This window comes from Streptomyces sp. NPDC002793 (assembly GCF_040295485.1).
Classification (GTDB): domain Bacteria; phylum Actinomycetota; class Actinomycetes; order Streptomycetales; family Streptomycetaceae; genus Streptomyces.
The window spans coordinates 120732-143948 of record NZ_JBEOVL010000001.1; the positions used below are offsets into that span (position 1 = coordinate 120732).

19 protein-coding genes, 1 tRNA gene and 1 pseudogene are annotated in these 23217 nt (G+C 70.8%); 13 read left to right on the forward strand and 8 right to left on the reverse strand.

From position 1 onward, the window contains the following. Positions 1–64: 64 nt before the first annotated feature. Together ABT001_RS00530 and ABT001_RS00535 are read right to left on the reverse strand one after the other, a co-directional pair. Positions 65–2647 carry an ABC transporter permease gene (locus ABT001_RS00530; protein WP_351270152.1) on the reverse strand — a complete coding sequence of 861 codons (2583 nt, stop codon included), beginning with the start codon at positions 2645–2647 and terminating at the stop codon, positions 65–67. Further along, a complete protein-coding gene (locus tag ABT001_RS00535) occupies positions 2644–3432 on the reverse strand; it encodes an ABC transporter ATP-binding protein (protein ID WP_351270155.1) in 789 nt (262 codons plus the stop codon). The genes ABT001_RS00530 and ABT001_RS00535 overlap by 4 nt, the downstream gene beginning before the upstream one ends. Positions 3433–3793: 361 nt before the next feature. Between ABT001_RS00535 and ABT001_RS00540 the strand changes: the two genes are divergently transcribed. Further along, positions 3794–5389: an MFS transporter gene (locus ABT001_RS00540; protein ID WP_502967391.1), complete on the forward strand. Its 1596-nt coding sequence runs from the start codon at positions 3794–3796 to the stop codon at positions 5387–5389. A 16-nt stretch (positions 5390–5405) separates the two neighbouring features. On the opposite strand, the gene ABT001_RS00545 is transcribed toward ABT001_RS00540, so the two are convergent. Further along, on the reverse strand, positions 5406–6026 hold the full coding sequence (locus tag ABT001_RS00545) for an XRE family transcriptional regulator (protein ID WP_351270157.1): 621 nt from the start codon (positions 6024–6026) through the stop codon (positions 5406–5408). 338 nt (positions 6027–6364) lie between these two features. Between ABT001_RS00545 and ABT001_RS00550 the strand changes: the two genes are divergently transcribed. The 3 genes and pseudogenes from ABT001_RS00550 to ABT001_RS00560 all read left to right on the forward strand — a co-directional run bounded on the left by ABT001_RS00550 (position 6365) and on the right by ABT001_RS00560 (position 8969). Continuing rightward, positions 6365–7810: an NCS2 family permease gene (locus tag ABT001_RS00550; RefSeq protein WP_351270159.1), complete on the forward strand. Its 1446-nt coding sequence runs from the start codon at positions 6365–6367 to the stop codon at positions 7808–7810. A gap of 115 nt (positions 7811–7925) precedes the next feature. Next, positions 7926–8429: pseudogene (locus tag ABT001_RS00555) on the forward strand (GNAT family N-acetyltransferase); the annotation flags it as partial. A 237-nt stretch (positions 8430–8666) separates the two neighbouring features. Beyond that, the gene (locus ABT001_RS00560) at positions 8667–8969 is read left to right on the forward strand and encodes a WGxxGxxG family protein (protein WP_351270161.1); all 303 of its coding nucleotides are present in this window, start codon (positions 8667–8669) and stop codon (positions 8967–8969) included. Positions 8970–8990: 21 nt separating this feature from the next. On the opposite strand, the gene ABT001_RS00565 is transcribed toward ABT001_RS00560, so the two are convergent. Beyond that, entirely contained in the window at positions 8991–10448 is a 1458-nt protein-coding gene (locus tag ABT001_RS00565) for an MFS transporter (protein WP_351270164.1), read from the reverse strand. A 166-nt stretch (positions 10449–10614) separates the two neighbouring features. On the opposite strand from ABT001_RS00565, the gene ABT001_RS00570 reads away from it, so the two are divergent. Next, positions 10615–11124 (forward strand): MarR family winged helix-turn-helix transcriptional regulator, encoded by a 510-nt coding sequence (locus ABT001_RS00570; RefSeq protein ID WP_351270167.1) that lies wholly within the window; start codon positions 10615–10617, stop codon positions 11122–11124. Here the strand turns inward: ABT001_RS00570 and ABT001_RS00575 are convergent. The 3 genes from ABT001_RS00575 to ABT001_RS00585 form a co-directional block, all read right to left on the reverse strand. Further along, on the reverse strand, positions 11102–12001 hold the full coding sequence (locus ABT001_RS00575; protein ID WP_351270169.1) for a cellulose-binding protein: 900 nt from the start codon (positions 11999–12001) through the stop codon (positions 11102–11104). The two genes, ABT001_RS00570 and ABT001_RS00575, sit on opposite strands and share 23 nt — an antisense overlap. A 203-nt stretch (positions 12002–12204) precedes the next feature. Next, positions 12205–14673 (reverse strand): SUKH-4 family immunity protein, encoded by a 2469-nt coding sequence (locus ABT001_RS00580; RefSeq protein WP_502967396.1) that lies wholly within the window; start codon positions 14671–14673, stop codon positions 12205–12207. 5 nt (positions 14674–14678) lie between these two features. Then, on the reverse strand, positions 14679–15656 hold the full coding sequence (locus ABT001_RS00585; protein ID WP_351270174.1) for an SMI1/KNR4 family protein: 978 nt from the start codon (positions 15654–15656) through the stop codon (positions 14679–14681). Positions 15657–15893: 237 nt separating this feature from the next. Here ABT001_RS00585 and ABT001_RS00590 point away from each other — a divergent pair, with 237 nt between their 5' ends. Further along, positions 15894–16415, forward strand: coding sequence for a YwqJ-related putative deaminase (locus tag ABT001_RS00590; protein ID WP_351270177.1), 522 nt, complete (start codon positions 15894–15896; stop codon positions 16413–16415). Between the two features lie 11 nt (positions 16416–16426). Next, positions 16427–16936, forward strand: coding sequence for an SUKH-3 domain-containing protein (locus ABT001_RS00595; RefSeq protein WP_351270179.1), 510 nt, complete (start codon positions 16427–16429; stop codon positions 16934–16936). Between the two features lie 6 nt (positions 16937–16942). Here ABT001_RS00595 and ABT001_RS00600 read toward each other — a convergent pair whose 3' ends face one another. Then, positions 16943–18253, reverse strand: coding sequence for a sensor histidine kinase (locus ABT001_RS00600; RefSeq protein ID WP_351270181.1), 1311 nt, complete (start codon positions 18251–18253; stop codon positions 16943–16945). 186 nt (positions 18254–18439) lie between these two features. Here ABT001_RS00600 and ABT001_RS00605 point away from each other — a divergent pair. The 6 genes from ABT001_RS00605 to ABT001_RS00630 all read left to right on the forward strand — a co-directional run bounded on the left by ABT001_RS00605 (position 18440) and on the right by ABT001_RS00630 (position 23189). Next, positions 18440–18511: transfer RNA gene (locus ABT001_RS00605), tRNA-Gln, on the forward strand. Positions 18512–18617: 106 nt separating this feature from the next. Then, a complete protein-coding gene (gene glmU / locus ABT001_RS00610; protein WP_351270184.1) occupies positions 18618–20066 on the forward strand; it encodes a bifunctional UDP-N-acetylglucosamine diphosphorylase/glucosamine-1-phosphate N-acetyltransferase GlmU in 1449 nt (482 codons plus the stop codon). 119 nt (positions 20067–20185) lie between these two features. After that, positions 20186–21166 (forward strand): ribose-phosphate diphosphokinase, encoded by a 981-nt coding sequence (locus tag ABT001_RS00615; RefSeq protein WP_351270187.1) that lies wholly within the window; start codon positions 20186–20188, stop codon positions 21164–21166. A 199-nt stretch (positions 21167–21365) separates the two neighbouring features. Continuing rightward, a complete protein-coding gene (locus ABT001_RS00620; protein WP_351270190.1) occupies positions 21366–21944 on the forward strand; it encodes a 50S ribosomal protein L25/general stress protein Ctc in 579 nt (192 codons plus the stop codon). Positions 21945–22049: 105 nt separating this feature from the next. Beyond that, a complete protein-coding gene (gene pth, locus ABT001_RS00625) occupies positions 22050–22643 on the forward strand; it encodes an aminoacyl-tRNA hydrolase (RefSeq protein WP_351270193.1) in 594 nt (197 codons plus the stop codon). A 75-nt stretch (positions 22644–22718) separates the two neighbouring features. Beyond that, complete coding sequence (locus tag ABT001_RS00630; RefSeq protein ID WP_351270196.1) at positions 22719–23189, forward strand: hypothetical protein; 471 nt, start codon at positions 22719–22721, stop codon at positions 23187–23189. Positions 23190–23217 lie beyond the last annotated feature (28 nt).

Here is a 23217-nt window from a genome sequence, read left to right on the forward strand (position 1 = left end):
ATCCGGCCCCGGGCGCTCGGTGGAGCACCCGGGGCCGGATCGCGTCATCCTGCGGCGACCTCCGTCACCCGTCCGTGGCGATCGCGTTCAGGACGTTCATGCGGCCCGCCCGGAAGGCCGGGACCAGCGCGGCGAACAGTCCGACGAAGGCCGAGGCCACGAGCACCGTGAGGATGGTCGGCCACGGGATCTCCAGGACCCCGAGCCCCTCCAGCGCCAGCAGCTTCTGTGCCGAGGTGCCCCAGCCCATGCCCAGGCCGAGTCCCAGCAGCGCCCCGAACAGGGCGATGACGACGGACTCCAGCCGGATCATGCGCCGCAGCTGGCGGCGGGAGAGGCCGATCGCCCGCATCAGCCCGATCTCACGGGTCCGCTCGACCACCGACAGTGCCAGGGTGTTCACCACACCGAGCACCGCGACGACGATCGCCAGGGCGAGCAGCCCGTAGACGATGTTCAGCAGCTGGCCGATCTGGTCCTTCAGATCCTGCTTGAAGTCGGCCTGATTCTGGACGTTGTACTGCGGGTACGCGGCGAGCGAGCTCTTGAGGGCCGCGTACGCCTCCTTCTCCTTGCCGTCCTCCGCCGCCGCGAACATGATCATGTTCGCGGGCATCGCCGCGGCCTCGAAGTACCGCTCGGCGGTGGTCACGTTGACGTACATCGCGCCCCGGTCGACGTTCGTGTCGTCCGAGGTGATCGCGGCGACCTTCAGTTCCGCCGTCTCGCCGGCCTTGAAGGCGACGGTCATCTCGTCGCCGACCTCGATCTCGTGCAGGGCCGCGTAGTCCGACCCGACCGACATGGAGTCCGCGCCGTACGCCTTCGCCAGGTCACCGGCGACCGTCTTGCGCCGCAGGTCCTGCGGGTACGTCGCATCGGCGGCGATGACCTGCTCGTCCGCCGTCGAGCCGTCGGGGTTCGTCAGCTTCGCGGCGAGCACCTTGTAGTTCGTGACGTGCTCGATCCCGGGCACCTTCCCGATGGCGTCCGCGGCCTGCGGCACGATCAGCTGACCGGTGTTCGACTGCACGATGAAGTCCGTACCGACCGACTTGTCGAGCTCCTCGGTCGCCGAGGCGACCATGGACGACCCGACGACCGACAGGCACGCGACCAGCGCCAGGCCGATCATCAGGGCCGCGCCCGTCGCTCCCGTACGCCGGGGATTGCGCAGCGCGTTGCGCTCCGCGAGCCGCCCGACCGGACCGAAGAGCCGCAGGACGACGGCGCCGAGCACCCGCACGACCACGCCTGCCAGCAGCGGGCCGATCACGATGAACCCGATGAGGGTGAGCACCACGCCGAGGCCGAGGTAGAGCGAGCCCTCGCTCGCCTCGTCGGCCCGGGTCGTCGCCCACAGGCCGGCGGCCCCGGCCCCGGTGAGGACCAGGCCGAGCGCCGCCCGGACCCGGCCGGACCTGGTGTCCGCCGGGGTTCCGGCGTCGCGGAGGGCGGCCATCGGGGAGACCTTGCCGGCCCGGCGGGCCGGGACGTACGCGGCGAGGACGGTGACGACGATGCCGAGCACCAGCCCGGTCACCGGCGTCGTCCACGCGACGGTGAGGTCCCCGGTGGACAGCTCCATCCCGACGGCGCTCATGACCTTCATCAGCCCGACCGCCAGACCGATGCCGGCCACGACGCCCAGGACCGATCCGACGACGCCCAGGAGCACCGCCTCGATCAGCACCGACCGGTTGACCTGCTTACGGCTGGATCCGATGGCCCGCATCAGCCCGATCTCACGGGTGCGCTGGGCGACCAGCATCGAGAAGGTGTTGACGATCAGGAAGATGCCGACGAGGAGGGCGATCCCCGCGAAGCCGAGCATCGCGTACTTCAGGACGTCCAGGAAGGACCCCATGGAGTCCTTGTCGGCGGCAGCTGCCTCGTCCTGGGTCTGCAGCTTGTACGCGGCGCCGTCGCCGAGCGCGGCGGAGACGTTCTTCTTCAACTGGGTGTCGCTGACACCGGAGTCGGCCGTGACCGACAGGTGGGTGAAGAGGCCGGGGGCACCCAGCAGCTTCTGCTGGGCGGTGGCCGTGTCGAGGAAGACGACGGCCGCGCCCGGGTTGGTGACGGTGAAGGCGGCGATGCCGCTGATCCTCGCCCTGACGTCACCGGTGACCGCGATGGTGCGCAGCTCGTCACCGATCTTCAGACCGTGTTTCTCGGCGGTGTCGGAATCGACCATGACCTCGGTCGGGCCGCGTGGGGCGTGCCCGGAGGCTATCTCCATGGACCGCAGGTCGTTACGCGTCCAGTTGCCTGCGATCGTCGGGGCGCCGGTCTCGGCGCTCATGTTCCTGTCCCGGCTGTCGACGACCGTGACGGACATGCTCATGACGCCGCCCTCGGCGCCCTTCACCCCCTCGGCCTTCTCCACCTGGGCGAGGACGGAGGCCGGCAGCGACGCGGGCTTGCCGTTCTCCGGGATGTCGTCGGCGCCCTCGGCCGCCTTCGGGCGCACGGTCACGTCGGCGGACGACGCCGCGAAGAGCTTGTCGAAGGTGGTGTTCATCGTGTCGGTGAACACGAGGGTCCCGCAGACGAAGGCCACCGACAGCAGGACCGCGACGGCGGACAGCGCCATGCGTCCCTTGTGCGCCAGGAAGTTGCGCATCGAGGTCTTCCACACGGTCATGACGTCCGCCCGCGCGCGTCGAAGTCCTTCATCCGGTCGAGGACCTGTTCGGCCGTCGGGTTCTGCATCTCGTCGACGATGGAGCCGTCCGCGAGGTAGAGGACCCGGTCCGCGTAGGAGGCGGCCACCGGGTCGTGGGTGACCATGACGATCGTCTGGCCGAGCTCGTCGACGGACCTGCGCAGGAAGGACAGCACCTCGGCACCGGCCCGGGAGTCCAGGTTTCCCGTGGGCTCGTCGCCGAAGATGATCTCCGGTCGGGCGGCGAGCGCCCGGGCCACCGCGACGCGTTGCTGCTGACCGCCCGAGAGCTGCGTGGGCCGGTGCCTGAGCCGCTCGGCGAGACCGACGGTGTCCACGACCTGCTGAAGCCAGCCGGCGTCGGGCTTACGGCCGGCGATGTCCATCGGCAGCGTGATGTTCTCCAGCGCGTTGAGCGTCGGAAGCAGGTTGAACGCCTGGAAGATGAAACCGATCCGGTCCCGGCGCAACTGCGTCAGCTTCTTGTCCTTGAGCCCGGTGATCTCGGTGTCCGCGAGGTGGATCTGCCCCGAGGTCACCGTGTCCAGCCCCGCCAGGCAGTGCATCAGCGTCGACTTGCCGGACCCGGACGGGCCCATGATCGCCGTGAACTGCCCGCGGACGATGTCCACGTCGACATGGTCGAGCGCCACGACCCGGGTCTCCCCCGCGCCGTACGCCTTGACGACCTGCCGCGCTCGCGCCGCGACGGCCGTACGCCCTCCAGTGCCCCCGTGCCTGGGAATGGTTACAGCCGTTGTCACGGTTTTTCTCCTATGTCGCTCGATGCGCGGACGTCTCTGTGTACGTTCCGAGTCTCAGATGGAAAGGGGTTCCGGCGCGCTGGTGCCTGGCGCAGTCTTCGAAGGGGGTTTCCCCCACCCCGTCCCCTCCGGCCGGCCGCACCCCCGGTGTAAGAACAAGCTAAGGAACGAAGCGCCCCTGTCTCGTCCTCCGGCGGGAGGAACGGCCCCTGGGCAGAAGTACGTAGCTTCCCCTAGGGGTTCGGCACCCACGGACGAGACCTGCGTAGGGGTCCCACCCACCGGTCCGCCACTCCCGTCCTGGCGCGCGCGGTGAGACAGTGACCCCCAGGAAATAGATGCATAGGGAAGGGAACCCCCTGTGGGCGGCACGGACGGCATCGGCGGCACGGACAGTCCGGAAGCGGTGCGCGGAGCGGTCGCCCCGGAGACGGCACAGGACACCGCCCGCGCCCGACGCCCGGTCGCGGCGGCCCTCATGCTCGGTATGGGCCTCGCCGCCATCGACGGCACCATCGTCGCGACCGCCGTCCCGCAGATCGTCGGCGACCTCGGCGGTTTCTCCGTCTTCTCCTGGCTCTTCTCCGGATACCTGCTCGCCGTGACCGTCACCCTGCCGGTGTACGGGAAACTCTCCGACACCTTCGGCCGCAAGCCCGTCCTGATCGCCGGCATCATCCTTTTCCTGGCCGGCTCCCTGCTCTGCGCCGTCGCCTGGAACATGGCCGCCCTCATCGCCTTCCGCGTCGTCCAGGGACTCGGCGGCGGTGCCCTCCAGGGCACGGTGCAGACCATCGCCGCCGATCTGTACCCGCTCAAGGAACGGCCGAAGATCCAGGCGAAACTCTCCACCGTCTGGGCCACTTCGGCCGTGGCCGGCCCCGCGGTCGGCGGGCTGCTCGCCGCCTACGCCGACTGGCGCTGGATCTTCCTGATCAACCTGCCGGTCGGTGCCGTCGCCCTCTGGCTGGTGGTCCGCCACCTCCACGAACCGGCACGTCCGCGCCCCGCCACCCGTCCCCGTGTCGACTGGGCGGGCGCCCTCGCGGTCTTCGCCACCGGCGCGCTGCTGCTGACCGCGCTCGTCCAGGGCGGGGTCGCCTGGCCATGGCTCTCCCCGCCCTCGCTCGGGCTCCTGGGGGCGAGCGCCGCGACGGCCGTCCTGACCGTCCTCATCGAGCGGCGCGCGGCCGAACCCGTCATACCCGGCTGGGTCTGGCGGCGCCGCACCATCGCCTCGGTCAACCTCGCCCTCGGTGCGATGGGGCTGCTCATGGTCGCGCCGACCGTCTTCCTGCCGACGTACGCCCAGTCCGTCCTCGGGCTCGGCCCGATAGCGGCCGGCTTCGTCCTGTCCGTGATGACCCTGAGCTGGCCCGTCTCCGCCGCCCTGTCCGACCGGGTCTACAACCGCATCGGCTTCCGCCGCACCGCGATCATCGGCATGTCCGGGGCCCTGCTGGCCCTGCTCTGCTTCCCGCTGCTGCCCTACCCCGGATCCGCCTGGCAGCCGGCCCTGCTCATGCTGCTGCTGGGCGCGACGCTCGGCCTCTTCCAACTTCCCCTGATCGTGGGGGTCCAGTCGACGGTGGGCTGGGCCGAGCGGGGTACGACGACGGCGTCCATCCTCTTCTGCCGCCAGGTCGGCCAGAGCGTGGGCGCCGCGCTCTTCGGCGCCGTCGCCAACTCGACCCTCGCCTCCCGGCTGACGGACGCCCCGGTCGGCGGGCTCCCCGGCGACCTGGACGGCATCTCCCGCGCCCTGGAGGATCCGGGCGCGCGGACCGCCGCCGCGACCGACTACCTGCGTCGCGCCGTCGACACCGCCACCGACCACGTCTTCGTCGGCGCGGCCGCGGCGGCCGGGCTGGCGCTGCTGGTCCTGGTGTTCGTCGCCCCGCGCCGCTTCCCCGTACTGGCCGAGCACGAGGACGACGCCCCGGCCCCCAAGAACTGAGCCCGGAGAGGGGCGGCTACGACGCGTCCTGCAGCCGCGCCCAGAAGTGGTCGACGATCTCCTCGACGTAGCGCCGCCCGTCCTCACCGGAGGCGGTGCTGCCGCTGGCCCGGCTGAGCGTGGCCGCCATGAGGGCCTGGTACTCGTGGTACATGGCGTCCAGCGGCTCCTTCAGCTGCTTGCGCTCCACGGAGATGAGCTTGGCGATGGCGCGGACATGGGCCTGCCACCGGGTGCTGACGGCCTCGGTGAGCAGCCGGGCGAGTTCGTCCTCCAGCCCTGTGATGGCGATGAAGTCGCGCGGAGGGAGGAGGAGCAGAGCGCCGAGTTTCGCGGACTGCCGCTTGTCACCGGTCCAGCGGCCGGTCTCCTCCATCCGGACGTAGACGTCCAGTGGCAGACCGGTGCCGCGGGCGACGTCCTCGGGCGGCAGGCCGCAGGCGACGCGGTGCTCCCGCAACGTGCGGGGAAGCCCCATGATGTCGCGCGGGTTGCACCACAACGCACCCGCCAGGGCGGCGAGTTCCTGCGCGTCGGGCTGAGCGGTGCCGCGCTCCCACGCCGCGATGTGCTCAGGGGTGACATGAGCCGTCCCGAAGGAGGACCGCATTCCGTAGGCGACGTGACCGTGGGCCATCCCGAGCTTCTCACGCAGGACTCGGGCAGCGCGCGCATTGAAAGGGAGTGGAGGCTGCACGCGCAGAACGTAAGGGCACGGTCACCGGAAATCTATGGCCCCTGTCGCCTGAGTCATGGTTTGACTCGATAGATCACCGGCGATTCCGTAGGAACCGACACACGACAACGCGCCGCCAACTCCGTTTCAGGCCAAGCTACTTGAGGTTTCGGCCTTGACACGTATGATCCGCTCGCAAGGCGCCGCTCGTGTGTTCGCACAACTGCCTGTCACCCACACCGGGCAGCGGCGGTTCCGCCCCCATGCCCTCGTCCGCCGCAGGTCCAGGAGACGCGCTCATGCACCCCAGCAACACCGCCCCGGCCGAGATACCGCCGACCAGATCCGGCGGCCCTCTCGACCGGTTCTTCCGCATCACCGAACGCGGATCGACCTACGCCCGGGAAGTACGCGGCGGCTTCGCCACCTTCTTCACCATGGCGTACATCCTCGTGCTCAACCCGATCATCCTCGGCGGCGCGAAGGACAAGTTCGGCGAACAGCTGGACCCCGTGCAGCTGGTGACCGCCACCGCGCTCGTGGCCGCGGTGATGACCCTGATCATGGGCGTGGGCGGCAACCTGCCACTGGCCCTGGCCGCGGGCCTGGGCATCAACGCCGTCGTCGCCTACCAGGTCGCCCCGCTGATGGCCTGGGACGACGCGATGGGCCTCATCGTGTTCGAGGGCCTGCTGATCTGCGTACTCGTGGCGACGGGCCTGCGCGAAGCGATCATGCACGCCATCCCGCAAGCCCTCAAACAAGCCATCAGCGTCGGCATCGGCCTGTTCATCGCGTTCATCGGCTTCGTCGACGCCGGGTTCGTCACCCGCATCCCGGACGCCGCGAACACCACGGTCCCCGTCCAGCTCGGCTCCGGCACCCTGACGGGCTGGCCCATGCTCGTCTTCTGCCTCGGCGTGATCATGACGGTCGTCCTCCTCGCCCGCAAGGTGAAGGGCGCCATCCTCATCAGCATCGTCGTGATGACCGTCCTCTCCCTCGCCATCAACGCGCTCGCCGACGTGAAGTCCTGGGGCCTGACCGTCCCCGCCATGCCCGACAAGCCCGTCGCGGCACCGGACTTCGGGCTGCTCGGCCAGTTCGACCTGCTCGGCTCGTTCGGCCAGATCAGTGTCCTGACCGTCGTCCTGCTCGTCTTCACCCTCATCCTGTCGGACTTCTTCGACACGATGGGCACCGTCGTCGGCGTCACCGCCGAAGCCGGCCTGCTCGACGAACGGGGACAGGTCCCGGGCCTGGGCCGGGTCCTGCTCATCGACGGCGCGGCAGCCGTCGCCGGTGGAGCCGCCTCCTCGTCGTCCGCCACCACCTACGTCGAGTCCGCCGCAGGCGTCGGCGAAGGGGCCCGCACCGGCTTCGCCAACCTCGTCACGGGCGGCATGTTCGCCTTGGCCCTCTTCTTCGCCCCGCTCCTGACCATCGTGCCCATGCAGGCCGCGTCACCCGCGCTCGTCGCGGTCGGATTCCTGATGATGACCCAGGTCAAGCACATCGACTGGGACCGCTACGAGCTCGCCGTCCCGGCGTTCCTCACCATCGTCGTCATGCCGTTCACCTACTCCATCACCAACGGCATCGGCGCCGGCTTCGTCTCCTACGTCATCATCAAGGCGTGCCTGGGCAAGGCCCGTGAGGTCCACTGGCTGCTCTGGGGCACCGCGACGCTCTTCCTCGTCTACTTCGCGATCGACCCGCTGGAACAGATCCTCGGCATCAAGTAGTACGCCGAACGCCGCGGAGGCGGTCTCCCCTGGTGCGACCCGGGGCGACCGCCTCCGCGGCCGGTATCCGACGGGACGGCCTCGCCGTGGAGAGTTCGCCATGGAGAATGCGCCCATGCACATCCGCGCCGCGCACCTGGACGAGTTGCCCTTCCTCCAGGACATCGAGAGAGCCGCCGGGCGGTGCTTCCGGGACATCGGCATGCCGGAGATCGCCGAGGACGACCCGCTCCCGCTCGGCGAGCTCGCCCGCTACCACCGGTCCGGGCTCGCCTGGGTCGCGGCCGATGCCGCCGACGCCCCGGCCGCCTACCTGATCGCGGACCGCGTCGACGGCAACCTGCACGTCGAGCAGGTGTCGGTGCACCCTGACAGCGCTCGCCGAGGTATCGGCCGGTCCCTGCTGGAGCACCTGGCCGGCCATGCCGCAGCCGAGGGAACACCCGCCCTGACCCTCACCACGTTCACCGAGGTCCCGTGGAACGCCCCCTACTACGCGCGCCTGGACTTCCGGCTCCTGGACGACAGCGAGCTCGCCCCTGGCCTGCGGAGGATCCGGCGACGCGAAACGGCACTCGGCCTGGACCGGTGGCCCCGGGCCTGCATGCGCCGGGCCGTGCGACCCCGTTCGGCAGGTGCGTGGTCCGACGACAGTCAGGACATATTCGCAGGTCGCGAGGGCAGGGCCGGCCGGACGGGCCGTCCGTGCGGTTGCGGAACCGGCCCCGACGGGGGGTGATGGTCGGGATGCGTCCGGACCATCGCACGTGCGTGCGGGGCTCCACTCCTCCGCACGTGACGGTGGCCGGTCATCGGAGCGCACACCGACGATTCACGGAAGCTGAGGAACGACACGATGCGACACACCTCGACGACTCTCGCTCTCACCGCCGCCCTTCTCCTCGCCCCCGCGGCGCCCGCCCTCGCCCAGGCCCCCGCCGCGCAGGTGGCGTCATCCGCCGCCGTCTCCCCCGTCGCCGCGAACGACAACGACAAGGATGACAAGAGCAGCGGCGGATGGGGACTGTGGGGGCTCGTCGGCCTCCTCGGTCTGGCCGGACTCATCCCGCGCAAGAAGAAGGAGCACGACGTGCCTCGGCGCAACGTTCCCGGTGGCGGCCCCACCACGGGCTCCCACCCGACGGACCCGCGCGTCTGAGGCAGACCGCCAGGCCCGCGGTCAGCTCTTGACCGCGGCCACCTCCGGGGAGGCGGGCGCGTCGGCCTGCTCACCCGGGGTGGCCGGGCGGCGCAGGGCCGGGATGAACGCCGAGATCACCACGGCGACCAGGGCGACACCGCAGCCGAGCATCAGACCGCTACGGAACCCGGCCTCGGAGGTGAAGGCGTAACCGGCCGTCTCGGTGGTCATCTGGGCGAGGACCGCGCCGATCACGGCAGCGCCGATCGAGGTGCCGAGCGAACGCATCAGGGTGTTGAACCCGTTGGCGGCGGCCGTCTCGGACACCGGGACAGAGCTCATGATCAGGGCGGGCATCGCACCGTAGGCGAGGCCGACGCCGCTGCTGCTGACCATGAGGAACAGCATCAGCCCCCAGGCGGAGCCCATCAGGAGGATCCCCAGTCCATAGGCCGCGGCGATGACCAGCACACCGCAGATCAGCGTGAACTTCGGGCCCCGGGAGTCGGTGAGCTTCCCGCCGAGCGGGGAGATGATCATCATCATGATGCCGCCGGGTGCCATCCACAGACCGGCCGCGAGCATCGACTGGCCCAGGCCGTAGCCGGTGGCCTCGGGGAACTGGAGCAGTTGCGGCGCGATCAGCATGCCGGCGTACATGCCGAAGCCGACGAAGAGCGACGCGAGGTTGGTGATGAGCACCCGGGGGCGGGCCGTGGTGCGCAGATCGACCAGCGGGTCCTGGGTCCGCAGCTCCCAGAAGCCCCAGGCGACGAGCACCACGACGGCGGCGACGAACAGACCGATCGTCGTCGTGGAGGTCCAGCCCCACTCGGCTCCCTTGGAGACGGCGAGGAGCAGGCAGACCAGACCGACGGCCAGGCCGAGGGCGCCGGGGCCGTCGAAGCGCTGCCCCTTGGCGGCGGCCGGGACGTCCGGGATCAGGAACCAGATCAGGGCGAAGATGACGAGGGCCAGCGCGGCGGAGCCCCAGAACAGCGCCCGCCAGTCCGCGTACTGGGCGACCGCCGAAGCGATCGGCAGGCCGAGGGCGCCGCCGATGCCGAGCGAGGCGCTGACCAGAGCGATGGAGGAGCTCATCTTCTCCTTCGGCACCACGTCACGCAGCAGAGCGATGCCGAGCGGCACCATGCCCATGCCCATCCCCTGCAGACCACGGCCGACGATCATCGGGACCACGGAGGACGCGAGCGCGCACACCACCGAGCCGACGACCAGCGGGACCGCGCACACGAGCAGCATCCGGCGCTTGCCCAGCAGGTCGCCCAGCCGTCCGGAGACCGGCACGCAGACCGCCGAGACGAGCAGGGTGACGGTGATCACCCAGGCGGCGTTGGAGGACGTGGTGTCGAGGAGCTTCGGCAGCTCCGCGATGAGCGGGGTGACCAGGGTCTGCATGACCGCCGCCACGGTGCCGGCGAAGGCGAGGGTGGCGATCACACCACCTGATCTGACTGTCGGCTGGGGGGCATCCATGAGGACGGAACTCCTGGGGTCGTGGTGTCGTCTGGCGAAGAACAGTGTGCATCGTACATTCCGAATGTGTCATACACGTTATGTGCTTCATGCACATCTCATGGGAGCATGAAGGCGCCCGGCCGACGTGCGATCGACGGGGCACAGGAGCTGGAGGCCCGCGGACATGAAGCGACCCACGGACGACGTGGAGTACGAGCAGATGCTGCTCGGGCGGCACGACCTCGCGCACCACCGGGGCGGGCGCCACAGGAACGCCCTCCTGGAGCGGAGCGCCTACGTCCTGCTGAGCCGCATCCGCGCCCAGGGGCCGATGTCCAACGGCGAGCTCAGCGAGGCCTTCGGTCTCGACGCCTCCACGCTCAACCGCCAGACCGCCGCGGCGGCACGCGCCGGACTGGTCGAGCGCATCCCCGACCCCGAAGGCGGCATGGCCCGCAAGTTCCGCATCACCGATCGGGGCGCCGGGCTCCTCGACCAGGAGCGCGAACGCGTCGTGCGCGCCCTGGACCGGGTCATGCACGACTGGGCGGAGGAGGACATCGCCGCCTTCGCCGCCCACCTCCAGCGCTTCAACTGCGGCATCGAGCGCCTCTCCGGACGTCCCTGGCCGCGCCCCCGGCCCGCACGGCCCGCCGCGGGCGGCGTACCGCTCAGTCCTCCGCCGGCCCCGTGACCGCACGCCCCGTCAGGGCCGCCAGCGAGTTGCGTACGTGCGTCATGTGCGCCTGGACCTCTTCGCGGCTCTCCTCGTGCTCCCGCAGGACCCGCTCCGTCTCCCGCACCACACGCTCCTCGGTCACACCGGCCCCTGCCAGCAGCTCCGCCGCCCGCGCCTCCGCGTCCTCCTGGCCGTGCCGGGCCGCTTCCTCCACCTCCGCGAGCTCCCGCCGCGCCAGCGCCAGCAACTCCTCGCCACGAGAGGACAGCTCGGCCTCGCGCTCCGCCGTCGCGGCCTCCGCCGCCGCGATCTCCGCGTCCGCCGCCTTGCCCCGCTCGGCATGTTCCTGCTCCTGATGCGCCAGCACACCCTCCGTACGGCGGCGCGTCTCGGCCATCTCCGTCTCCGCGGCCTCCCGCACCTCACCGGCCTCCTGGCGCGCTCCCTCCACCAGGGCCAGAGCGGCCTCCCGGGCCGCGGTCAGCACCTGCTCCGCATGGGCATCCGCCGCCGCACGCACGGCCTCCGCCTGCCCGCGCGCCGCCTCACGCACCTCCCGGCCCGCCGCGTCCGCGTCATCACGCAGGCCCTGCGCCTCCTCCAGCGCCGCACCGCGAGCCGCCTCCGCCTCGGCCTCGGCCAGAGCCAGGATCTGCTGCGCCCGCTCCCCCAGCGACACGTACGTCTGCGGCGCGAGAGCGGCCACCACCTCACCCAGCCGAGCCGACTCCACCGCCAGCTCGTCGGCCAGATCCGTCAGCCGGGACAGCCGTTCCAGAGCGCCGTCCCGCTCCGCCGACAGCGCGGCCACCATGCGGTCCACCTGCTCAGGACGGTAGCCACGCCCCCGTACACCGACGAAACCGTGCCCGGACACCGGTCCACCACTCATCCCTGAAGCCCTCTTTCCCGCTCTCCGACTCCCTGACCAGAAGCAATACGCCAAGGATGCGGTAATTCACCCGGAAGTCGGAATCGATCAGCTGCAATCAGGACTGAAGCGACACGCATCACAAAAACCCACACAAAAGGCGCTCGTCCCTCCACGGGACGAGCGCCTCTCATACACAACAGATCACATTCCATCGGCCGGGATCACAACAGTCCATCCCACATCTGCTCCAGCAGAACCGACCACCAGCCCTCAGGCGACGCCAGCGCCGCCGGGTCGACAGCCACCAGCTGCGCCTGGAAGTCGACCGTCCAGCGGCCCGCCTGCTCCGGGGTCAACCCGAACCGCAACCGCCACATCCGGCCCAGCAACGCCATCGACCGCACGAACTCGGGCAGCCCCGTGTTCACGAACTGCGGCGGCACCGGCTGACCGCCCGGACCCGCCTCCACCGGAACGGCGACGATGTTCGCCGTCCCGTACTGCACACAGATCGCCCGGCCGAAGTCCGAACCCATCACCAGATACGAGCCCGCGTCCGACGCCGGCTGCACCTGCCGCTGCACCGCCAGCTCCGCCAGCGTCGGCACCACCGGATGACCCGGCTGTGCCCAGAAGAACGGCCCGAAATCGGCGGGCAGACCCGCCCACACCAGCGTCCGCGCCACCACCTCCGGCACACCCTGACGCGACACCGCACGCTGATCGAAACGGAGCACACCAGGCCCGAAGGCCCCGTGCAGCTCCTCCGCGAGCGCCTCCGGAGGCACGGCCATGGCAGGCGGCGGCAACGGAGGCAACGGCGCCCGCACCGGAGCCGGCCGCGCCGGACCGTCCGCGACCTGGTGCAACTCACCCTGGTGCGTCAGCAGGTGCTGCATCCCCTGCTGACGGCTCGCATGATCCGTACCGTACGGCGCCACGCTCGTGATCCGGACCTGCGGCCAGGTCTCCCGGATCATCCGGGCGCAGTAACCACCCGGCAGCTCACACGACTCCAGCTCCGTGTGCAGCTCTATCACCTGCTGCGGCGGCACGTTCATCGCACGAAGCTCGTGCAGCATCTGCCACTCCGGATGCGGAGTACCCGGCGCCGACCGCCGGATCAACTGCTGCTCACTGCCGTCCGCCGCGCGGAAGCGCAGGACGGCCTGATAGCCCGGGCCGACCGTCGGCTGCCCCGTCGGCTGCTGCGGATAGCCGTACGCCCCCGGGGGCGGCGGGGTGTGCGGACCCTGCCCCTGCATCCCGGGAGGACCGGGCGGACCCGGAGGACCGGGCGGACCGGGCGGCTGCGGCGCCGGCGGCCCGACCTGCCCCGGGCCCGCCAGCATCGTCGCCGCATGGTGCACCCCGCCGCCCGGAGGCGGCGTGGCCCCCGGAGGAGGAGGGGGCGGACCGGGTGGCGGCGTGGAACCAGGAGGTGGGGGCGGCGGAGTCCCGCCCTGGGCCCCCGGAGCACCGGGAGGGCCAGGAGGAGCAGGAGGGCCGGGAGGCCCCGGAGGCCGCGGCGCGTTCGGACCCCCGATGCTCGCGTCGGCGAACATCGTCGCGGCCTGGTGCATCCCGCCACCCGGAGGCGGCGTGGAGCCAGGAGGCGGCCCAGGAGGCCCGGGAGGAGGAGGCGGCGTCGCGCCCGGAGGCGGCGGCGGTGAGCCCGGAGGGCCGAGCTGCGAGACGAGCTGCGTCGGAAGGTAGCCGCCCGCCGGCGCACCCGGCCCGGAGGGCGGCGGAGTCGCTCCCGGACGCGCTCCCGGCACGCCGGGGGTCCCCGGCGGAGGCGGGGGCGGAGGCGGCGTGGCACCGGTCCCCCGCGCACCACGCGGCGACACGGCGGCCTTGCTCGTCGCCGCGTCCGCGATGTCCCCCGCCCCGGGCCCCGGAACGGCCGGAGCGGCCGGGCCGGGGGCGGCGGGACGAGGACCCGGAGGCGGAGCCTGCGGATCGAGACCGGGAACGACCGCGGTCGGCGGCAGCTGGCTGCCACCCGACATCAGCGCCGTGGGCGCCTCCGCCGGAACCACCGGAGGCGGGGTCCCGTCGTCGTCCGACCCCGAGAGCGGCGGCGCGAACACCGTCGCCGGCAGCGGCACGCCTCCTCCGTCACCGGTCGCACTCGTATCCGTACCCGCCCATGGCGTCCCCCCGGCCGGCACGCCGTCATTCGCCGTCGGCTCGTGATCCTCCTGCCCACCGGCAGCCGGCCACCCCGCCCCCGAATCGGCACGAGCCGGCCCAGGCACGGAGGGGGAGGGAGCAGGGGGTGGCGGCGGTGCGTCCGCCTCCGCGCGCCCGTCCGGGATCCCCAGCTTGTCCGCCGCCTCCTGCAACCACTCCGGCGGAGTCAGCAGGAACGACGTCTGATTCAGATCGATGCGCTGCGGCGGCTCCGGAGCATCCCGCGTCTCCGCGGAAACCCCGTACTCCTCCTCGTACCGCCGTATCACCTCGCCCACCGGCAGCCCCGGCCACAGCGTGGCCTCACCGCTGTCCCGGGCGATCACCAACCGCTGGCGGCCCCCGTCCGAAACGGGGCCCTCCGCACGGTCCTCGGCCCACACCACGAAGCCGAGCTCGAACTCACGGACCCGGACCTCACGTTGCTGATAGGCGGGCACGTCACCGTTGACCCACTCATCCGCCCGCTCCTGCGCCTGCGCGAACGTCACCACCGCGCTCACCCCTCCACCGGGACGGCCCGCGCGAAGCCACCGTCCACCATCAGGTTCGCCACCGTCTCCAGCTCCGGCGGGTTGCCCGCCAGCCGCTGCAGGAACGCATCGAAATCCTCACCGCACGGCAACAGCAGCCGGTCCACCCGCTCCTGCACGCCCAAGCCGTCCTGATCCCGCGCGTCGTCGTACGCGCAGAACCACACCGACCCCACGCCTCCGCCACGCACCTTCACGGCGAGGATCCCGCCCTGGACGAAGGCCACGCCCAGGAAATCCTTCGTGAAGTGGTCACGCAGGCACTTGTTGACGTACACCAGGTCGTTCATGGCGGCTTCCTCGCGCACCGTGAAGAACGGCTGGTCCACCAGCAGACCCAGCTCCGCGTCCAGTGCCGCACCCACCGGAGCCGACCCACCGGCCGCCTTCAGGAACGACCGGTACGCGCCCGGGAGCCGGTACCCGAGGTCTTCCTCGACCCCCAGGATCTGCTGCTCGCCCACCGCCACGGAGCCCTTCGGCAGCCGGAAATGAGCGGGCCGTGTCTCCTGCAACGGTCTCGTACCCCGACGGGCCTGATCCACCGAAGCAGTCGCCAGGCCACCGTGATGACGCAACAGCGCCTTCACCTCGACCGGCACCAGCTCCATCCGCCGGCCACCCGCCACGTGATGCCACGTCCAGCCGTGCGGAGTCGCCACCGCGGGGATCGTGTCCCACAGCTCGTGCCCGCTCGCCGCCAACGCCGCGTTCGCCGACACGTAGTCCGTCAGCCGCAGCTCATCGACGCCGAACCCCGGAGGTGGATCAGCGATCTCCGCGGCCGCGCGCGCGTACGGCGAAAGCACCGGAAAGCCGTTCCCGTCCACACGCACACCCCTGGGGTGGCGGGACGCCCGGACAGGATCCGGGAAATGCACGACCTGCCCGGCGTAGGCCGCGTTCGGTGGCGCGGCTTGCTGCCCGAGCCGACCTGTCGTCATGGCGGTTGCCCCCTGCTGCGTCCGGTGTTCCGCACAGCCTATGCGGTGACGCAACAACGCCCCCCGCCCCCGCACCCCACTCACCGAACGTCACCGGCGCGTGACGGACACGCGACAACCCGGGCACCGAGCCGCGACACGCAGACCGGTTTAACCCACCCCGCTTCCCCACCACCCTGCATATTTGGCAGGCTGTCCCCCGCAACTCGGGGGATTGCAGGGAGGGACACCAGCGCCATGTACACAGCACAAACAGTCACATCCGGAGATCCGCGACTCAGTTGGAGCACCACCGAGCCCCACCACCCGCCCCGCCTCCACCACCGCCGCGACGGCATCCTGCCCGCCGTGGCCGCAGCCCTGTCCGTACGCGGAGAGACGCTCACCTGCACCGCGGGCAAAGGCGACCAGCCCCCCGTCCTCCACCCCCTGGTGCAGGACTTCCTCGACACCCTCACGAGCAACCAGCGTGAGCGCTTCACCGGGCGGTGCCCCGAAGCCATACTGCTGTCACGCCAGCTCACCGCGGCCGACGACAGCCGCTCCAAGCGCGCCCAGCGCAAACCCCTCACCAACGGCGAGGCCCGCCGCGCGCTCAAACACGCCCGCCTCACCGCACGCCGCATCCGCGAGGACGGCGACCCCCTCCACGGCAGCTACGCGCCCCCCTGCCGTTCCTGCACGGAGATGCTCGCCCACTTCGGCGTACGCCCCGTCGACCTCACCAACGGTGCGGCGACCACCGCCGAGAAGGGCTGACCACACCACCCATGCGCGACCTTCCCGGCCAACAGGGCCGCACCTCCACCACCCGTTTCCCCGTCGCCGTCGACGCCGCACTCCGCGACGCCGGATGGCGCCCGGGACGCTGGGACATCCGCCAGGCCGAGGAATGGGCCGACGCCCTCCGCTCCTACGCCTCCCCCGCCGGGCACCAGCACGCCGTCTTCCCGGCGGCCGTCGAAGCCTGGGCCGAATTCGGCGGACTCCGCATCAGCTCCACCGCACCCGGCCGGCAGATCGCCACCACCACCGCCCGCATCGACCCACTCAGCGGACTCCACCTCGCACGCACGCTCGGGGACCTCGGACGCGCCCTCGAAACCGAGGTCGCCCCACTCGGCGAGGAAGGTGACGGCCAAGCGGTCCTCGCCATCGACAGCGAAGGACGCGTCTACTCCATCGACCACACCGGCGACTGGTACCTGGGCTCCGACATCGACCGCGCCCTCGAAACCCTCATGACGGGCATCCAGCCCGCCCGCCTCACCTCCGGCTGACGGCCCTCACACCGTCCCGCCGTCCGGCAGGACCGCCGACACCCGGAATCCCCCCACATCCGTCGGCCCCGACACGAACACACCGCCCAGCCCCAGCACCCGCTCCCGCATCCCCACCAGGCCGTTACCGCCGCTCGGCAGCCCCGCGTCCGCCGTCGCACCGTCCGACGGACCGTTCTCCACCTGCATCGCCACCTCAGCGCCCCGATGCGCCAGCCGCACCCACGTCCTGGCGCCCGCCGCATGCTTGTGCACGTTCGTCAACGCCTCCTGCACCACCCGGTACGCCGTCTGCTCCACCTCCGGCGCGTACGGACGCGGCTCCCCCTCCACCGTCATCTCCACGGTCATCCCCGTCTCACGCGACTGCGCCACCAGCGCCTCCACCTCGCGCAACCGCGGCCCGTCCTCCGCCACGGCCGTGACCGCGGCGGCAGCGGCCCGTACCGAGGCCAGCGGAACCTGCCCCGCCCGCGGAGCCACCAGCGCGTCCCCGCTCCGCAGCACCCCGAGCATCTCCCGCAGCTCCGTCAGCGCCTGCCGGCCCATGTCCCCCACCAGCGCCGCGTTGCGCACCGCCTTCGCCGGGTCCTTCGGGGCCACCGCCTGCAACGCCGCGGCGTGCACCACCATCAGACTCACCCGGTGCGCCACCACGTCATGCATCTCCCGCGCGATCCGGCCCCGCTCCTCCGTACGCGCCCACTCGGCCCGCTCCTCCGCCCGGTCCGCCAGCAGCGACAGCTCGCGCTCCAGCGAATCCGCGCGCTCCCGCAGGCTCTCCATCAGCCTGCGCCGGGCCCCGATGTAGAGGCCGAAGAGCACCGAGGGCGCCGTCAGCCCGAGCGACATGAAGAGCGACACCACCGGGACGTACCAGAGCGGGCCGAATTCGGCGTGCTCGCTCACGCTCTGCCGCAGCCGCACGTACGACACGATGAAGGTGCCCACGAGCGTCATCCCCGTGAGCACCACCGTGATCCTGCGGGGTACGTCGGAGGCCGCCAGGGTGTACAGGCCGACGACCCCCATCAGGAAGCCCATCTCGGCCGGAGTCGTCGCTATCGACACCAGCACCACGGCGATCGGCCAGCGCCTGCGCAGCACCAGCACCGATCCCGCCAGCAGCCCGAAGAGCACACCGAGCGGCACGGGCAGCCCGGTGTCCCCGGCGAACGACACCCCTTCCAGCGCGCACTCCAGGGCCGAAACCAGCGCCAGCCCCACGTCCAGGGCGACACTCCGCCGCCGCCCCCACCACCAGTAGCCGCGGGTGGTCGGACCCGCCGCTTCCCGGTCTGCCCCCGTTGCGGTCATGGCATCCAGCCTACGGGCGCACGCATCTCATTTTCGGGAGACTCCTGCAGCACGGAAAGTGACCTGTCATGGCCTGCCTGACCATCCCTCGGCGGAGAGCGGGGAGTTGTGCCGTCGCGCGCAGGGCGCTCGGTACGGCATAGTGTTGGGTGCCAATCGAGCGGATTGCAGGAATGTCCGCTTCGTTCCCCCATGGTGTAATTGGCAGCACAGTAGCTTTTGGTGCTATTTGTCCGGGTTCAAGTCCTGGTGGGGGAGCTTCCGCGCGGGCCCCGACCTCCTGGTCGGGGCCCGCGCTCGTTTCAGGCGCAAACACCCCCGGTATCCTGCGGACGTCCACCACCCGAAGCCGAAGGGCACATCCGTGAGCGCCAACCCCCCGGCAGCAGTCGTCGTCCTCGCAGCGGGTGAGGGCACCCGCATGAAGTCGAAGACCCCCAAGGTCCTGCACGAGATCTCCGGGCGCTCGCTCGTCGGACATGTCGTCGCCGCCTCCCGTGAGCTCGACCCCCGGCACCTCGTCGTCGTGGTCGGCCACGCCGCCGAGCAGGTCACCGCGCACCTCTCCGCCGGCGACACCCCCGTACGCACCGCCTTCCAGGCCGAGCAGAACGGCACCGGCCACGCGGTCCGGATGGGCCTGGAGGAGCTCGGCGGCACCGTCGACGGCACCGTCATCGTCGTGTGCGGGGACACCCCGCTGCTCTCCGGCGGGACGCTCTCCGCACTCGCCACCACCCACGCCGCCGACGCGAACGCCGTCACCGTGCTGACCGCCGAGGTGCCGGACTCGACCGGCTACGGCCGGATCGTCCGCGACGCGGCCACCGGAGCGGTCACCGAGATCGTCGAGCACAAGGACGCCACCGCCGCGCAGCGCGCGATCCGGGAGATCAACTCCGGGGTCTTCGCGTTCGACGGCCGGCTGCTCGGCGAGGCGCTCGGCAAGGTGCGCACGGACAACAGCCAGGGCGAGGAGTACCTCACCGACGTGCTGTCGATCCTGCGCGAGGCCGGGCACCGGGTGGGCGCCTCGGTGGCGGGAGACCACCGGGAGATCCTGGGCATCAACAACCGGCTCCAGCTGGCCGAGGCCCGGCGCCTCCTCAACGAGCGGCTCCTGGAGCGCGCGATGCTGGCGGGCGTGACGGTGGTGGACCCGGCGTCCACACTGATCGACGCGACGGTGACGTACGAGCGCGACGCGATCGTGCACCCGGGGACCCAGCTGCTGGGCGCGACGCACCTCGCGGAGGACGCCGAGGTGGGCCCGAACTCGCGGCTGAAGGACACGGTCGTGCACGCGGGCGCGCGGGTCGACAACACGGTCTCGGACAGCGCCGAGGTGGGCCCCGGCGCGTCCGTGGGGCCGTTCGCGTATCTGCGGCCGGGGACGAGGCTGGGCGCGAAGTCAAAGGCGGGCACGTACGTCGAGATGAAGAACGCGACGATCGGTGAGGGCACGAAGGTGCCGCACCTGAGCTACGTCGGCGACGCGACGATCGGCGACCACACCAACATCGGTGCGGCGAGCGTCTTCGTGAACTACGACGGGGTGGCCAAGCACCACACGACGATCGGGTCCCACTGCCGGACCGGGTCGGACAATATGTTTGTGGCGCCGGTCACGGTGGGGGACGGCGTTTACACCGCCGCCGGTTCGGTCATCACCAAGGACGTACCGGCCGGTTCGCTCGCCGTGGCCCGGGGCCAGCAGCGGAATATCGAGGGCTGGGTGGCTCGAAAGCGTCCTGGCAGCGCGGCCGCGCAGGCGGCTCAGGCCGCCGCCCAGGAGCCCGACGGCGAAAGCTGACCGGAAACAGGCGCGCCGGACTCGGCGTACCGTGATAGATGCTCACCCATTTCGGCTGGCTCGTCGCACATCGGGACACATGCGCGCGGTGCCAGATACACGTCTGAGGAGACTGTGCTGTGACCGGGATCAAGACGACCGGCGAGAAGAAACTGATGCTCTTCTCCGGCCGCGCCCACCCCGAGCTGGCCGAGGAGGTCGCACATCAACTGGGTGTCGGTCTCGTGCCGACGAAGGCCTTCGATTTCGCCAACGGTGAGATCTACGTACGTTTCCAGGAGTCCGCACGCGGCGCCGACTGCTTCCTGATCCAGAGCCACACGGCTCCGATCAACAAGTGGATCATGGAGCAGCTCATCATGCTGGACGCGCTCAAGCGCGCGTCCGCCCGTTCGATCACGGTGATCGTGCCGTTCTACGGCTACGCCCGTCAGGACAAGAAGCACCGTGGCCGTGAGCCGATCTCGGCGCGCCTGGTCGCCGACCTGATGAAGACGGCGGGCGCGGACCGGATCCTCACCGTCGATCTGCACACGGACCAGATCCAGGGCTTCTTCGACGGGCCGGTGGACCACCTGTTCGCGCTGCCGATCCTGGCGGACTACGTCGGCGCGAAGGTCGACCGCTCGAAGCTGACGATCGTCTCCCCTGACGCCGGCCGGGTGCGCGTCGCCGACCGCTGGTGCGACCGTCTGGACGCTCCGCTGGCGATCGTGCACAAGCGTCGCGACAAGGACGTGCCCAACCAGGTCAGCGTCCACGAAGTCGTGGGCAACGTCGAGGGCCGGGTCTGTGTCCTGGTCGACGACATGATCGACACGGGTGGCACGATCTGCGCCGCCGCGGACGCCCTGTTCGCGCACGGCGCCGAGGACGTCATAGTGACGGCGACGCACGGTGTGCTGTCGGGTCCGGCCGCTGACCGCCTGAAGAACTCGAAGGTCAGCGAGTTCGTGTTCACGGACACGCTTCCGACCCCGGGTGAGCTGGAGATCGACAAGATCACGGTGCTCTCGATCGCCCCGACCATCGCGCGTGCGGTGCGAGAGGTGTTCGAGGACGGTTCGGTGACGAGCCTCTTCGAGGAGCAGGGCGACTGACCGCCTGCGATTGATCCACTTTGGGTGCGGCCTCTCCGCCGGGTAGACTGTGCAAGTTGCTCGGCGAGGGAGGCCGTTCTCGTGCGTAGGCACGGGGCCGGTGGTCCGTTATCGACGCGCTCTTCGTAGCAGGCCTGTCGTGGGCCGGGTGACCATCGGTTTTTCGTCACCTTTCGAGTCACCCTACGAGGAGTGCAGCATGGCTGAGATCAAGCTCGACGCAACGATCCGCACGGAGTTCGGCAAGGGCGCTGCCCGTCGCACCCGTCGCGCCAACCTGGTTCCCGGAGTCGTCTACGGCCACGGTGCCGAGCCGGTCCACATCAACCTGCCGGGCCACGACCTGCTTCTCGCCCTGCGTACCGCCAACGTCCTGATCGGTCTGGAGATCGACGGCAAGGACGCCCTCGTGATCCCGAAGGCCGTGCAGCGCAACGCGATCAAGGGCAACATCGAGCACGTCGACCTCCTCACCGTGAAGCGCGGCGAGAAGGTCGAGGTCGAGATCGCGGTGCACGTCGAGGGCGAGCTGGCCCCGGGCGGCAACCTTCTCGAGTACGTGCAGAACACCCTGCTCGTCGAGGCCGAGGCCACCCACATCCCGGAGTCCGTCACGGTCTCCATCGCGGGCCTGGACGCCGGTGACTCGATCCTGGCGAAGGACGTTCCGCTGCCCAAGGGCTCCGTGCTCGCCGGTGACGAGGACGCCGTCGTGCTCCAGGTCGTCTCCGCGCAGGTCGAGGAGGCCCCCGCCGAGGAGGCTTCCGCCGAGGCCTGATCCTCGCCCCACCTGCTTCACTGACGGGGTGGCGGTTCCCTTCCGGGGATCCGCCGCCCCGTTCGCCTGTCATCACTGGTTCGTACGCGAGGAGACCGAGCGCAGATGTCCGACGTCACCGACCCCTGGCTGATCGTGGGCCTCGGCAACCCCGGCCCCGAGTACGCGGCGAACCGGCACAATGTCGGGTTCATGGTGGCCGACCTCCTGGCGGAGCGGATCGGCGGGAAGTTCAAGCGGGCGCAGAAGGCGCAGGCGCAGGTGCTGGAGGGCCGGATCGGCTCGCCAGGCCCCGGTAGCCGGCGTGTGGTGCTGGCGAAGCCGATGTCGTACATGAATCTGTCCGGTGGGCCGGTCACCTCGTTGCGTGATTTCTACAAGGTGCCGCTGGACCACGTCGTGGCGGTGCATGACGAGCTGGACATCGATTTCGGGATGCTGCGGCTGAAGCTGGGGGGCGGCGACAACGGGCACAACGGATTGAAGTCGATGACGAAGGCGATGGGTCCGGACTATCACCGGGTACGGTTCGGGATCGGCCGGCCGCCGGGGCGGATGCAGGTCGCGGACTTCGTGCTGAAGGATTTCTCGGGTGCGGAGCGCAAGGAGCTCGCGTACCTGGTGGACCGGGCGGCGGATTCGGTGGAGTCGTTGCTGGAGGACGGGCTGGAACGGGCTCAGTCCTCGTACAACTCCTGACATTCCCGCTGCTTCTCGGGCCGTTTTCGGCCACAGGTTGACCGAGGGCATGGCTCTGCCCAAGGATCGGCCCCCATGAAACGGAGTTCGTCCCACCGGCTGCTGGCTCATGGCCGCGTCTTCGCCGCGGGCTGTGTCGTCCTGCTGCTGTTGGTCGCCGGCGCGTGGTCGTCGTGGAACAGCGCGCAGCACATCGTGCTGGCCAAGGGCCGTGAGCACGGGACCATGGCCGTGACGGCGTGCGGTGAGGACGTGTGCACGGGGTCGTTCACGGCCGACGCGGAGTCGAGAGACCGGGCCGCCGTGACGATCCGGCGGTCCGTGGCGGCGGAGAAGGGGGCTCGTCTCCCCGTCGTGGTGAAGCCCGGCACCGGTGACGTCGTACGCACCGGGACGCCGGGCCTTCTGCATGCCTGGGTGCCGCTGGGCGGTGCGCTGGTGCTGGCCGCACCGGTGATCGGCGGCGGCATGCGGCTGACGCGGACGGCGTGGGGCGCGGGGATCGCGGGTGCGGTCCTGTTGACGGCGACGTTCGTCGCCCTCTGAGGGGACCGCACCCGGTCACTCCGCTGTG

What these genes read in the sequence shown, in the direction of transcription:
- ABT001_RS00530 (WP_351270152.1), bottom strand. Translation starts at nt 2,647, where the DNA reads ATGACCGTGTGGAAGACCTCGATGCGCAACTTCCTGGCGCACAAGGGA.
- ABT001_RS00545 (WP_351270157.1), bottom strand. Translation starts at nt 6,026, where the DNA reads ATGGCCCACGGTCACGTCGCCTACGGAATGCGGTCCTCCTTCGGGACG.
- ABT001_RS00550 (WP_351270159.1), top strand. Translation starts at nt 6,365, where the DNA reads ATGCACCCCAGCAACACCGCCCCGGCCGAGATACCGCCGACCAGATCC.
- ABT001_RS00560 (WP_351270161.1), top strand. Translation starts at nt 8,667, where the DNA reads ATGCGACACACCTCGACGACTCTCGCTCTCACCGCCGCCCTTCTCCTC.
- ABT001_RS00565 (WP_351270164.1), bottom strand. Translation starts at nt 10,448, where the DNA reads ATGGATGCCCCCCAGCCGACAGTCAGATCAGGTGGTGTGATCGCCACC.
- ABT001_RS00570 (WP_351270167.1), top strand. Translation starts at nt 10,615, where the DNA reads ATGAAGCGACCCACGGACGACGTGGAGTACGAGCAGATGCTGCTCGGG.
- ABT001_RS00575 (WP_351270169.1), bottom strand. Translation starts at nt 12,001, where the DNA reads ATGAGTGGTGGACCGGTGTCCGGGCACGGTTTCGTCGGTGTACGGGGG.
- ABT001_RS00585 (WP_351270174.1), bottom strand. Translation starts at nt 15,656, where the DNA reads ATGACGACAGGTCGGCTCGGGCAGCAAGCCGCGCCACCGAACGCGGCC.
- ABT001_RS00590 (WP_351270177.1), top strand. Translation starts at nt 15,894, where the DNA reads ATGTACACAGCACAAACAGTCACATCCGGAGATCCGCGACTCAGTTGG.
- ABT001_RS00595 (WP_351270179.1), top strand. Translation starts at nt 16,427, where the DNA reads ATGCGCGACCTTCCCGGCCAACAGGGCCGCACCTCCACCACCCGTTTC.
- ABT001_RS00600 (WP_351270181.1), bottom strand. Translation starts at nt 18,253, where the DNA reads ATGACCGCAACGGGGGCAGACCGGGAAGCGGCGGGTCCGACCACCCGC.
- ABT001_RS00620 (WP_351270190.1), top strand. Translation starts at nt 21,366, where the DNA reads ATGGCTGAGATCAAGCTCGACGCAACGATCCGCACGGAGTTCGGCAAG.
- pth (WP_351270193.1), top strand. Translation starts at nt 22,050, where the DNA reads ATGTCCGACGTCACCGACCCCTGGCTGATCGTGGGCCTCGGCAACCCC.
- ABT001_RS00630 (WP_351270196.1), top strand. Translation starts at nt 22,719, where the DNA reads ATGAAACGGAGTTCGTCCCACCGGCTGCTGGCTCATGGCCGCGTCTTC.